The following is a 13,233-nucleotide window of genomic DNA, read 5'->3' on the forward strand; positions in this document are numbered from 1 at the left end:
ATGGATTGATCGCTACTGGTCCGTGGATCGTTCGAGGTGGCTTTTCAGGAACGAACGCAGTTTCCTGCTCCGGACGTGCTTGGCCTCGGTCAGGTTGAGCGTGATCACGGTGAACTCACCGACTGCGACTGGCCCGTCGACTGGCATCGGCGGAAGCCCGTCCATTTCGATCGCTTCGCTGGGCCCGGCCAAAGTCACCTTCAACGAATCCGGCGTTTTGGTATCGACCTCGGCCCAGGGACGATCGGCTCCCTGCGGCTTGACCGTCACACTGGTCGGCGACGCAAAGTCCAACGAATTGTCACCGGCCACCTGTTCCATCAGCTTCAGGACACCGTCGACGATCTCCAATGGCCAACTGGGTTGCTGCCCGGCCGGGAACCCCTTCCGAAGCGAATGCCACTTCCGACCTAGCACCTTCCACGGATCGGTGATCGCAGCGGGCTGATCGGTTTGCGAATCCGCGTCCCCCCGATCGCCTGGCTCTGCATCGTTTCGTTCGGCGTTCTCCGGTCCTTCGTCTGTGCGGTCGGCGACCAGCGGTTCGGCCACTGACAGAACCTCCGCTTCCTCGGCGCGCTTTTCGACCGCCGATGGCGACTCGACGACGTCGGATTTGGCTGTCTGCGAACCGGGTACCGGCACCGCATCCACGACATTCTGGGCTGCCTGCAATGCTTCGGCCAGGAACGGAGCGGTCAGCGAGACCGGCGGGTCGCCCTTTTTGCGTCGCGACTTGGCGGTCGCAGCCAAATCCTCGGGTGTTCCCGCAAACACGATCCGGCCTCCATCGACGCCCGCGCCGGGCCCCATGTCGATGATCCAGTCGGCGCACTTGATGACATCCAAGTTGTGCTCGATGACCACGACGGTGTTGCCGAGATCCACCAACCGCTGCAGGACTCCTAGCAGCTTTTCGATATCGTCAAAGTGCAGCCCCGTCGTTGGTTCGTCCAACAAGTACAGAGTATTGCCGGTCACCGGACGAGCCAGTTCGGCCGCCAACTTGACTCGCTGTGCCTCGCCGCCCGAAAGCGTGGGCGCGGACTGCCCCAGCGTGACGTAGTCGAGTCCGACGTCGCAAATGGTTTGCAGGATATGCTGGATTTTTGGATCACTGGCAAACAGTTCGACGGCGTCGCCGATTTGCATATCCAGCACGTCGGCGATCGAACGGCCGTGGAATTTGACCTCCAACACATCGTCGCGATATCGACGCGATTGACAGTCCTCGCAAGGCACCCACACGTCCGGCAAGAAGTGCATCTCGATCTTCAACTGACCGCTGCCTTCGCATGTTTCGCAGCGTCCGCCGGGAACATTGAAACTGAACGTACGCGCCGTAAACTTTCGTTCGGCCGCTTCGGGAATCAGGGCAAACAGGTTGCGGATCAGATCAAACACGCCGGTATAGGTCGCCGGGTTGCTGCTAGGCGTGTTGCCCAACGGCGACTGATCGACTTCGATCACTTTGTCGATGTACCGCACACCTTCGACTTTTTCGTGACGTCCCGGCCGCAGGCGTGCTCGGTGCAGCCGACGGGCCAGGACCGGGTACAGAATCCCATCGATCATCGAACTTTTGCCGCTGCCGCTGGGGCCAGTCACCGCTGTGAAGGTCCCCAATGGCAGTTCGAAGTCAACGTTTTTCAGGTTGTGTTCTCGAGCCCCGATGACTCGAAGCTGGTTGACCTGGACCTGACCGTTGGCCAACGTCACCGGGCGACGCGACGGTGGCACGGGGATCACTTTGGTGCCCGTGACATAACCGGCCGTCACACTGTCTTCGATCGGCTGAACATCGTCCGGCGTTCCACGAGCCACGATGCGACCGCCATTGCGACCAGCCAATGGACCAAAGTCACACAGATAGTCGCTGCCACCGATGACGTCGTGGTCATGTTCGACCACCAACAATGTGTTGCCCTGGTCACGCAGGCGATGCAACGCGCCCAACAGACGCAGGTTGTCGCGTGGGTGCAGACCGATGGTGGGTTCATCCAGGACATACAGCACACCGCACAGTCCGCTGCCCAGTTGTCCGGCCAACCGAATCCGTTGTGCTTCGCCACCGGATAGCGTCGACGCCCCCCGGTGCAACGTCAAGTAATTCAGTCCAACATCCAACAGGAACCGAACTCGCGATTCGACTTCACGAACCAATTCACCCGCAATCTTTTTCTCGCGGCGGTCCAGCGACCAAGATTTCACTTCCGCGGCCAACCGGTCCAGCGGCATGTGCACAAAGTCGGCGATGGTCCGTTGGCGGAATCGAACGGCGGCGGCTTCTTCGCGCAGTCGCGATCCGTCGCAGGCACCGCAATCAATTTCGTCCGTGAACGCTTCCAGTTTCCCGCGCAGTCCGGGCGTCAATCGCGACGCTTCTTCCAGTGCTGGGTAAAACCCTTTGAACTGAAAACGAAACAGGACGCTGGCCGCGGTATCTGGCACCGGCGAATTCGCATCGGCCGTTTTCTTGGTCGCCCGTGATCGTGTTTTGGGCACCGCGGCATCGGTATCAGCGTGCCGAACTTCGATCCACTGTGGACCAGTCCCGCGGTACAGAGTTCTTTTTTCGGTGACCGTCAATTCGTCGTAGGGCACGTCGATGCGGATGCCGGTATGCCGCGAAAGCGCCTTCAACATCCAGACCGAAACCGATTGATCGACACTGGGCCACAGCAGTGCGACACCTTCGCAAAGCGATTGACTGGCCAACCCGATCAGAGCCGCCGGATTCGTGCCGGTCTGGGTGCCGAGCCCTTCACAGCTTGGGCACCAGCCGACAGCCGAGTTGAACGAGAAGTGATGCGGTGTCAGATCACCAAAGGAACGACCGCAGCATCCGCACACCAGGTGTTGGCTGTGATTGATTGTCTTCCAGAGGTGTTCGTCGCGATCATCATCTGCGATCGCAACTTCCAAGACTCCGATGCCCAACGAAAGGGCCTGTTCGACACTGTCGCTGATCCGCGAACGATCCGATTCCTGAACCACGATACGGTCCACGACGACTTGCACCACCTGTTTTTTGCGCGGGTCCAGCGCCGGTGCGCTGTCCAGCCCCATCGTCACACCGTCGATGCGGATTCGTTGATAGCCGGTGCTGCGAAGCGATTGCCACGTATCTTTGGCTGCTTCCCCGGCTTGAACATCGATGGGTGCCATCAACAGGGCTCGAGTGCCCTCGGTCATCGCCATCACCTTGTCGACGATCTGGTCCGGTGTCTGCGTCCCCACAGGCACCTGACAATCCGGGCAATGCATCGTGCCCAGTCGTGCCATCAAGATTCGCAGATAGTCATAGACCTCGGTGACCGTCCCGACGGTACTACGCGGGCTGTGTCCCAGGTTCTTTTGTTCCAACGCAACGGCGGGCGACAGACCTTCGATCCGGTCCACTCGCGGCTTCTGGACCTGGCCAATGAACTGCCGGGCGTAGGACGAAAGGGACTCGACATATCGGCGCTGGCCTTCGGCATAGATCGTGTCCATTGCCATCGAACTCTTACCGCTACCGCTGGGGCCACAAAAGACCGTCATCGCATCCCGCGGGATCTCGACGTCCACCGATTTCAAGTTGTGTTCACAGGCGGCTTCGACCACCACATGCGTGCGGGCCCTTGGATTGACCTGAGCAATTTCGCGATGGACCACCGGTTTGGGCGGCGACTTTCGGGCGATCCCCAACGACTTGGCCAGCGCCGCGCCGGTGTAGCTTTCCGTCACGGTTGCGACTTCGGCCGGGCGTCCTTGAGCGATGATTCGACCGCCACCAAACCCACCCTCGGGGCCCAGGTCGATCACCCAGTCGGCGGTTTTGATCACGTCGGTGTTGTGTTCGACAATCACAATCGTGTTGCCACGATCGGCCAATCGGTGGATCACCCCCAACAACATCTCGATGTCGGCAAAGTGCAATCCGGTCGTTGGTTCATCCAGAACGTAAAGCGTTTTGCCGGTTTCGCGTTTGCTGAGTTCCCGCGACAGTTTGATCCGCTGGGCCTCGCCACCGGAAAGCGTCGGCGAAGGCTGGCCCAGTTTCAGATACTCCAATCCCACATCGACCAGCGTCTGCAACTTCTCGGCGATTTTGGGAATGTTTTTGAACAGTTTCAGAGCCTGCGAAATGTCCATTTCAAGCACGTCGGCAATCGACGCACCCTTGAACTGGACCGACAGGGTTTCGCGGTTGTAACGACGACCTTGGCAGATCGGGCAGGTCACCCAGATGTCCGCCAAGAAGTCCATTTCCAGCTTCGTCGCACCGTTGCCATCACAGGCTGCGCAGCGTCCGCCGTCCACGTTGAAACTGAACCGGCTAGCGGTATAGCCACGCGTCTTGGCTTCGGACATTTTCGCGTACAGATTGCGAATTTCGTCGAACACTTTGACATAGGTGGCGGGGTTGCTGCGCGGGGTCCGCCCGATCGGCGATTGGTCGATCGCGATCGTTTTGTCCAAATGTTCCAGACCCGAAATCGAATCGTGGTCACCGATCTCTTGCTCGGCACCGTTTAGAGCATTGCGCAGGGCGGGTTCCAGAATTCCGCCGATCAGCGAACTCTTGCCACTGCCCGATACCCCGGTGACACACACGACCACGCCAAGCGGGATGTCGACGTCAACGTTTTTCAGATTGTGGAAACGTGCTCCGCGAACCGAAATCTGAGTCGCCGGATCGATCGGGCGCAACGTTTCAGCGGGGGTGATCGATCGCGTCCCCGACAGAAACTGGCCGGTAACGCTCTTGGGGGCTGCCATCACATCGTCGATTGTTCCCGAAGCGACGATCCGGCCGCCTTTGACCCCCGGGCCAGGCCCGAAGTCGACGATCAGGTCCGATGCCCGCATCGTGTCTTCGTCATGCTCGACCACGATCAGCGTGTTGCCCGTATCGCGCAACCGTTCCAACGTTTCGATCAGCCGGTCGTTGTCACGCGGGTGCAGACCGATCGACGGTTCGTCCAGGATGTACAGCACGCCCACCAGCCCGCTGCCGATCTGGCCCGCCAAACGGATCCGCTGGGATTCGCCACCCGACAACGTCGGTGCGGTTCGCCCCAGGGTCAAATATTCCAGGCCCACGCCCAACAGAAATCCAATCCGGGCGCGGATCTCTTTCAATGCTTCCGAAGCAATCTTAGCTTCGGTTTCGCCCAGCGTGATGTCGCTGAAAAATTCCGCCAACTCGTCGACTGGCAACTCGCAAAGTTCCGGCAACGTCAAGCTGGCCGAACCCGAGGCCCCCGTTTCGGTGGACGCAACGTTGTCGCCGCCATCTTTGGCATCGCCAACCTTGCTTGGCGAGGCCTGGGCTGCCTGCGGGGCGGTCGCCATCGATCGGACGCCCGTGATACAGACCGCGGATGCTTGTTCGTTCAAACGCTTGCCATGGCAGTCCGGGCAATCCAACGTGGCCATGTACTTTTCGAACTGACGCAACTGCATCTTGTTCTTGCTGGTCTTGTAGCGTTCGACCAGTTCCGGGATGAACCCATCGAATTCACCGGAGTACTTCTTCGCTTTGCGTCCACCTTTCCAAGTGAACTCCATTTCATCGTCGGTTCCCCACAACCAGATTTGGCGAGCTTCCGGTGGCAGGTCGCACCACTTCGCCTCTAGCATCGTGCCCTTGTCCAGCTCCATCGCCTCGTCAAGCGCATCGGCCACGCCCTTGTAGATGTGGCGACGATACCGTCCTAGGTCGCCCCATTTGCCCAGCAAAACGATCGCGCCTTTGCGGACCGATAGGTTCTGGTCGGGAACTAGCAAATCGGGGACGAACGTGTACAACCGGCCCAGCCCGTCGCAAGCGCCGCACATTCCTTGCGGCGAATTGAACGAAAACAACTGCGGCGTCGGCGGCTTGAAACTGCGGCCACAGGAATTGCAGGAGTACTTGGACGAATACAGGATGTCTTCTTTGACCGGACTGGTGCTGGTGTCGTCGATTTCCGACAGCGATACGATCAGCGTCGCTTCGCCCAGCTTCAGCCCGTTTTCGACCGCTTCGGTGATCCGACCACGATCGCGTGCCTCGGGTTCGACCCGGTCGACCACGACTTCGACTTCGTGGCGACTGTTCCGATCCAACGTCGGCGGTTCCGACAAGCGGATCGTCTCGCCATCGACCCGAGCTCGCGTGAATCCCTGTTTACGCAGGTCTTCGAACAGATCGCGAAATTCGCCTTTCTGGCCGCGCACCAGCGGAGCCAGAATCCAGACGGTCGCTTCGCTGGGCAATGACAGGATTCGCGACGTGATCGCATCGCGGCTTTGAGCCGTGATCGGCGAATTGCAGGATGGGCAATGGCCGGTGCCGACGCGTGCGTACAGAACACGCAGAAAATCGTAGATTTCGGTAATCGTGCCGACGGTACTGCGGGGGTTATTGCCCGTCGATTTCTGACTGATCGAAATCGATGGGGACAGACCGGAAACCAGATCGACATCCGGTTTGGGCATCTGCCCCATGAACTGGCGAGCGTAGTTCGACAGGCTTTCGACGTATCGCCGTTGACCTTCGGCATACAGCGTGTCGAAGGCGAGCGAGGATTTCCCGCTGCCCGAAACTCCAGAGAAGCAAATCAGTTGGCCGCGTGGTAACGTCAAACTGACGTCACAAAGATTGTGTTCGCGGGCGCCTTTGACCGTGATTTCGGTGGTTGTCATTCCGTTGCTTATTGCCGTGCCTGCGAGTTTTTCGCCGAAGTATATCCTGCCTGTAACGCTAGAGCGTGGGGGAGGTACGGTGAAGGGGGGCAAAGCGGCAAGTCACCGGAGCAGCCTCCCACCCGCTCGGGCGCGAACGGATCGTTGATTGAATCCCGTTTCGAATTGGCAGACGAACCGTTTAGGCGATCGCCTCGGTTTCGTCACCTAAGAGTTTCGTCAGGCAGGATTCGTCATCCACGAACCGGGGTCTATCGGCCTGCTGATTCAGTAACCCGACGCACCAGCGAGGGATTCGATTCCGCCACTCGCTTGCGAGTCGGGTTGTGATTCCAACACTGCTTTCTCGACGACGACGATGCCAGCAGGCCGCTATCGCCCAAACGGCTCGTATTCGAACGAGAAGTTGGATTCAATCGACGAAAGTCTTGGCGACTTCCGCTACGAAAGTGCGCCACTGGCTTGGGCTGAACGGCTCGACGAAAACAACCGGTGGTGACCTGTGTTTCGGTGGCCTTAGATATAGAACATCGCAGCGTCACTGGGATGAATTTGCTCGACGATGCTGGCCAAGGTGATCGAGGACAGCACGCCCCGCGACGCCTCGGCCGCCTGCCCCCAAACCTCCTGCAACCGATCCTCGGCGGGGGTCGACTTCCCTTCGACACTGCATCCTGAATCCTGGCAGCCGACGGCTTCGGCGATATCCAACAGCGTGATCGAGCCCGGATCCACCGACAATCGGTACCCCCCCTGGCTGCCCCGGATGCTTTGGACCCATCCACAGGACCGCAGCGTCCGCAGGATCTGGACAAGAAACGGCCCCGGAACGCCGTGGCGATCCGAGATCTCGCGCACCGTTACCGGACCGGCCTCGTCACTGCGGACCGCTAGTTCTACCAATGCCAAGGATGCGTAGTGCACGCGAGCAGAGATCGCCATGAAAGATTCTCCCTAGACTTCGACGGACCAACCGGTGTTTCAAGAACTGTGCAAACCGCATTCGGTTTTTTGAAATCCAGCCCAACGACCCGCCCGCTCGTCCTCCCCCACCTTCACCGCGCGGGTGCAGGGTTGGCAGCCGACACTGGGATATCCCTGGTCGTGCAGCGGGTTGTACGGAATGTCGTGTTTCGTAATCAACGACCACACATCTTTCTTGGTCCAGTTGGCCAGCGGACTGACCTTCACCAGTTGGAATTTCTTGTCCCATCCGACGATCGGTGCCTTGGCACGATCCGGCGATTGGTCACGCCGAATGGCACTGGCCCAGGCGTGCCACCCCTTCGCTGATTCGTGCAACACCCGCAATTTACGGTCAAAGCAGCATTGGTTCGGATTGGTCTCGTACAGCGGTCCGCCGTGCATCGCCTCGTACTCGGCCACCGTCGTGTCGGGCAACTTGTACTCGACTTCGATGCCGTACCGCTGCTTGACCCGTTCACGCAGATCCAAGGTTTCCTTGAACTGATAGCCGGTTTCCAGGTTGAACACCGGCGTGTCCGGAGCGATTTCGGCAAGCATGTGGATGATCGTCATGCCCTCCGGACCAAACGCCGTCGCCATCGTAAACTTAGGTGCGAAACGATCGACCGCCCACTTCAGGATCTCCTGAGGCGTCGCGGATTCCAGTTTCAAACTGTCGGATTCCAATTCCGCCAGGAATTCGTCGGTAGGAGCAAGCGGCGGATCGGCAGCCAACGCCCCACGGGGCTCTCCGGAATCGATCGAGAAGACCTGCAGCGGAGGATCGGGTTGTGACGATTTTTCGTTCATGGATCGGTTCGAAAGCGGTTGGGCAGACATCGATCTGGCTTGGGTAACGCGTTTGGTGACTCGCAAAGATTACAAACGTGATCAAGATAGTCAAGTATGGTTATCGTCCGCCACTAAGCTACAATTGAGCAGAAGTCGCAACGAAGCCGCCAGCGACCCGGCCCGGCGTTATCCGGCTTGTTGATTCAGTGATCCGTTTCGGTGCTAGCCTCGGTTTTGTCACCCAGGAACTAGCCTCGGTTTCGTCACCCAGGAACCGGTTTCGTCACCCAGGAACCGGCGGCTTGCGCTCTATTGATTTAGTAACCCGCTGCGTCAGCGAGGGATTCGATGGGATCCCTCGCTGACGCGTCGGGCTATGGTTTGCACGCTAAGTTTAGGAAAACGACTAAATCCATAGGCCGCTAGCGTCCAAACGGCTGACAGCCAAAATCCGACGATCGATCCCCCAAACGAACCAGATCCCATGAAGCTGGCACCCACGCTACTTTCGACATTCGCAGTGCTAGGCACCTGCGGCACCGTCTGCGGCGATTCAGTAGAGATCTCTGGCGGTGGTAGCCTGAACGGCAAAGTCACGCGACAGGCGGAATACACGGTCATCGCCGTCGACGACGAAATCCAGGTCGCGCTGCCCAACAGCCGGGTTCGCCGCATCGTGTCCTCTGACGCGCTCGCCAACTACCGCCGCAACGCCGAAAAGGCTGGCGACGACGCCGAACTGCATTACAAATTGGCGATCTGGTGCGTGACAGGCAACAACGTCCCCGGACGCGCGGCCTACTACAAACAATTTCACATGCGGCGCGCTGTCGAACTCAATCCCGAACACGCCTATGCCCGGGCATCCCTCGGTTACAAGAAACATCAAGGCAAGTGGATCAAATCGACGGACTTGATGCACGACCGGGGAATGGTTTCGGTGGGGGGACGCTGGGAACTTCCCGAAGCAGTCGCACTGAACGAATCGGCCGAAGCCGACGAAAAGGCTTCGAAACTATGGCTGGCCGAAATCCGCCGACTGGTCGCTGTCGTCAACAAGGGATCATCGAAATCGGGCGAGGCGATGGAGACGCTGCGATCGATCCAGGACCCGATGGCAGCGATGGCGATTGCCAAGCAGCTAGAAGATTCACGCAAAGACCGATCGCAAAGCGCGGCCATGCGACGAATGTGGGTCGACATGCTGGGCCGGTTCAAGAATGGCGCATCAGTCGAAGCCCTGGTACGTGCGGGCATCGACGATCCAGACGCCAACATTCGCGAAGCTGCGATCAAGCACCTGCAGGAATATGGATCTTCGTCGGCGATCGCGACTTACCTGCCGATGCTACGTGCGAACAATCGTTCGCTGGTCAACCGCGCGGCCGAAGCATTGGCTTCGTTCCCCGACCCTGAATTGGTGATGACCTACATCAACGCCTTGGTCACCACCGAAACCCGCCAACGGGCGGCCGGCGCTGGCATGAACGTCGGGTTCGGCGACAACGGCGCCAACGGACTATCGACCGGCGGCAAGCCGACCCAGGAATCGGTTGCCGGCACCAACCCAGCAGTGCTGACGTTGGTGAAAATGGTCGAGCCAGAAGTGGACTTTGGTTACGACGAAGAAAAATGGCGTAATTACATCGCCAGCAAAAAGACCCGATTCAGCGGCGACCTGCGCCGCGATCCGTAGCCGACGACGCGAAGTGAACCAAAGGCCCGCGGCGAACCAGAGAGCGATCGTAGCGAAACGCGCCGAGAGTATTGGGCCGCTGGGTATTGGGCCGCTGGGTATTGGGCCGCTGGGTATTGGGCCGCTGGGTATTGGGCCGAAAGTTTTGGCAACTTTCGCTACGGGAGGCGCGCCGATGCGCGGAATCCGATTTCGGTGGCGATGGTCGTTACATCGTGAACGAATCGGCATCCGCCTGGGGGGCGGGCTGATAGTTCAGCGGTTCCATGCTGCTGCCGGCTCGGCCCTGGCTTAGGCTGCGAACCGACCCGCTATAACCGAACAATTCTTTCAGCGGCGCGTGCGCCGTGATGACGGTCATCTGACCGCGACTTTCGGTTGCCGCGATGATCGCACGCCGTTGTTGCAGGTCGCCCACCAATTCGCCCATGTATTCTTCGGGGGTTGTCAGCTCGACTCGCATCACCGGTTCCAACAGGACCGGCCCGGCCGCTTCCAGCCCGCGGTCGAACGCGTCACCAGCGGCGATTCGGAACGCCACTTCGTCGGACCCTTCCTCGGCAGCTTCCGCCGCGTAGACTTCGATCCGCACGCCTGACAACGGGAACCCGGCCAACAACCCGCCGCCTGCGGCCCGTTCTCGGATTTCGTCCATGGCCGCCTGCCGGACGGTATTGGACAACGGCGTTTCAGGCGGCAGACGATCAAACACCTGCACCGGAGCCGACGATTCCTCCAGCGCCGAAACTTTCACGCTTAGCCGTGCGAACATTTGCTGTCCGCCAAGTTGGCGATTGCAAACCCCCACGACGTCCGCCGAACCGCCAATGGTTTCACGATAATTGACGCGTGGCTTATAGAACTTGACGTTCAGCCCAAAGTCGCGAGTCAGCCGGTGCTGGATCACTTCCAAGTGCAATTCGCCCATCCCACTGATCAACGTCTGTCCGGTCTCTTCGTTTTCGACCGCTCGGAACGTTGGATCTTGGCGGCGAAGCATGTCCAGAGTTTCTTCCAGCTTCTTTTTGTCACCGGTACTTTCCGATTCGATCGCCATCGAAATCACCGTCTCGGCGAACTTGATGCTAGGCAGTTCGATCGCATTCTGAGTATCGCAGACGGTATCACCGGTGATGGCGAAACGCGGACCGATCACGCAAGCGATATCGCCAGCGCCGACGGTTTCGACCTGACCATCACGGTCCTTTTTGGTCGCGTGGATCTGCCAGATCTGGGCGATATTTTCTTTCTTGTCACGGTTGGGACACTGGACTCGTGAGTTCTGTTTCAGTTGGCCGCTATAGACTCGAATCCAATAGTTATCGCCCGTCTTGGCGGGCAGAATCTTGAACACCAATCCACAAAACGGCTCTTTCGGATCGGGCCGGCGGACCAAGGTCTTTTCGCGGTCCTTGGGATCCACACCCTCCACGGGCGGCCGATCCAGCGGGCTGGGCAGGAAATTCCCAACCGCCGTCATCAACGGCTGAACGCCGATGCCGTGCAGCGCCGACCCGCACAGGACAACCTGAATCTTTCGATCCAACACGCCTGCACGCAGAGCCGAAACGATCATCTCGCGCGGCACCTCTTTGTCCTCTAGCGCCAGCGCTGCGGCATCTTCGCTGAGGTCATAGACGGCATCCAACATCTGCTCGCGCCACAGCATCGCGTCGTCGCGAAGTTCGTCGGGGACCTCGGTTTCGTTGACCTGTTTGCCTTCGGTTTCCGGATCAAATTCCAGCATCTTCATATCGATCAAATCGATCACGCCGCGGAACGGATCCGAGACATGGGGCGGCCCTTGGCCGACCGGCAGTTCGATCGCCACTGGATTGCCACCCAATCGCGGACCGATGTCGTTCAGAACCGATTCAAAATTAGCACCTTCGCGGTCCATTTTGTTGATGAACACGATCCGTGGAACCTCGTAGCGATCAGCCTGTCGCCACACGGTTTCGCTTTGGGCTTCGACGCCTTCGCGGGCCGAAAAGACGGTCACTGCCCCATCCAGAACACGCAAACACCGTTCGACTTCGGCGGTAAAGTCGACGTGCCCGGGAGTGTCCAGCAGGTTGATGTCAAAATCTTTCCAGCGGTACTTCACACAGGCGCTGAAAATCGTGATCCCACGTTCCTGTTCCTCGGGATCATCATCGGTATCGGTGGTGCCGTGATCGACTCGGCCCACGCGATGCTTCGCCCCGCTTAGATACAACATCCGCTCGGTCACCGTCGTCTTGCCGGCGTCGATGTGAGCGATGATGCCGATGTTGCGGAGCTTGGATATGTCGGTAGCCATCAGGGAGTCAATCGTCAGGTGGAATCGGTGGCGATGCAAAGACCGCGGTATGTTTCAAACAGGAAGGCGATCGGCCGAACCAAGAAAAGAGATCGGCACACGCGACGGTGGATTAAGTATCCACGAACAGGCGTCGGTGCCTAGCTATCGGGCGCCGCCGGAGTCGCGGAAGACGCCAAACCCGGGCCAAAAGAAGCCCAACACACCGACGCAGCGCATGAAAAAACCGCAGCACGGATCGCTTGACCGTACTGCGGTTTCGTAAAAGTTTGGTTTGCGTGGCTTACCAAGCGAAGTGAGCAAACGCCTTGTTAGCGTCGGCCATACGGTGCGTGTTTTCACGCTTGGTGTAGGCGACGCCTTCTTTCTTGTAGGCAGCCATCAGTTCGTCCGCCAACTTCAGGTGCATCGGGCGACCCTTTTTGTCACGAACAGCACCCAGCAACCAACGCAGGGCCAGACTTTGCTGACGAGCACGGTTGACTTGCATAGGAACTTGATAGCTAGCACCACCGACTCGCTTGCTGCGAACTTCGATGTACGGCTTGATATTTTCAACCGCAGCTTCGAAAACTTCGATCGGTGTCAGATCGGCGATTTCGCCTCGGCGACCGATTTCATCCAAAGCGTCGTAGAAGACCCGCGTTGCGGTCGTCTTCTTGCCGTCCAACATCAAACAGTTGATGAATTTGCCGGCCAGCTTGGAATTGTGCCGTGGATCGCCTTTAAGCTGCGTACGGCTGGAGGTGATGCGTCCCATCGATGACTTCTATTTTCGAATGAATGTTGTGTTTGCGGCTTG

General features: G+C 59.0%; 6 protein-coding genes. 1 reads left to right on the forward strand and 5 read right to left on the reverse strand.

The annotated features are described in order from the left end of the window. Positions 1-12: 12 nt before the first annotated feature. The 3 genes from uvrA to K227x_RS22370 form a co-directional block, all read right to left on the reverse strand. Positions 13-6,675 (reverse strand): excinuclease ABC subunit UvrA, encoded by a 6,663-nt coding sequence (gene uvrA / locus K227x_RS22360; RefSeq protein WP_145173074.1) that lies wholly within the window; start codon positions 6,673-6,675, stop codon positions 13-15. Between the two features lie 516 nt (positions 6,676-7,191). Continuing rightward, positions 7,192-7,617: an Rrf2 family transcriptional regulator gene (locus tag K227x_RS22365; protein WP_145173077.1), complete on the reverse strand. Its 426-nt coding sequence runs from the start codon at positions 7,615-7,617 to the stop codon at positions 7,192-7,194. Positions 7,618-7,656: 39 nt separating this feature from the next. Beyond that, on the reverse strand, positions 7,657-8,481 hold the full coding sequence (locus K227x_RS22370) for a phosphoadenylyl-sulfate reductase (protein WP_391540387.1): 825 nt from the start codon (positions 8,479-8,481) through the stop codon (positions 7,657-7,659). 436 nt (positions 8,482-8,917) lie between these two features. Here K227x_RS22370 and K227x_RS22375 point away from each other — a divergent pair, with 436 nt between their 5' ends. After that, positions 8,918-10,129 (forward strand): HEAT repeat domain-containing protein, encoded by a 1,212-nt coding sequence (locus K227x_RS22375; RefSeq protein WP_145173083.1) that lies wholly within the window; start codon positions 8,918-8,920, stop codon positions 10,127-10,129. 208 nt (positions 10,130-10,337) lie between these two features. On the opposite strand, the gene fusA is transcribed toward K227x_RS22375, so the two are convergent. Next, the gene (gene fusA, locus K227x_RS22380; RefSeq protein ID WP_145173086.1) at positions 10,338-12,431 is read right to left on the reverse strand and encodes an elongation factor G; all 2,094 of its coding nucleotides are present in this window, start codon (positions 12,429-12,431) and stop codon (positions 10,338-10,340) included. Positions 12,432-12,714: 283 nt separating this feature from the next. Beyond that, positions 12,715-13,191, reverse strand: coding sequence for a 30S ribosomal protein S7 (gene rpsG / locus K227x_RS22385; protein WP_145173088.1), 477 nt, complete (start codon positions 13,189-13,191; stop codon positions 12,715-12,717). Positions 13,192-13,233 lie beyond the last annotated feature (42 nt).

The organism is Rubripirellula lacrimiformis (genome assembly GCF_007741535.1).
Classification (GTDB): domain Bacteria; phylum Planctomycetota; class Planctomycetia; order Pirellulales; family Pirellulaceae; genus Rubripirellula; species Rubripirellula lacrimiformis.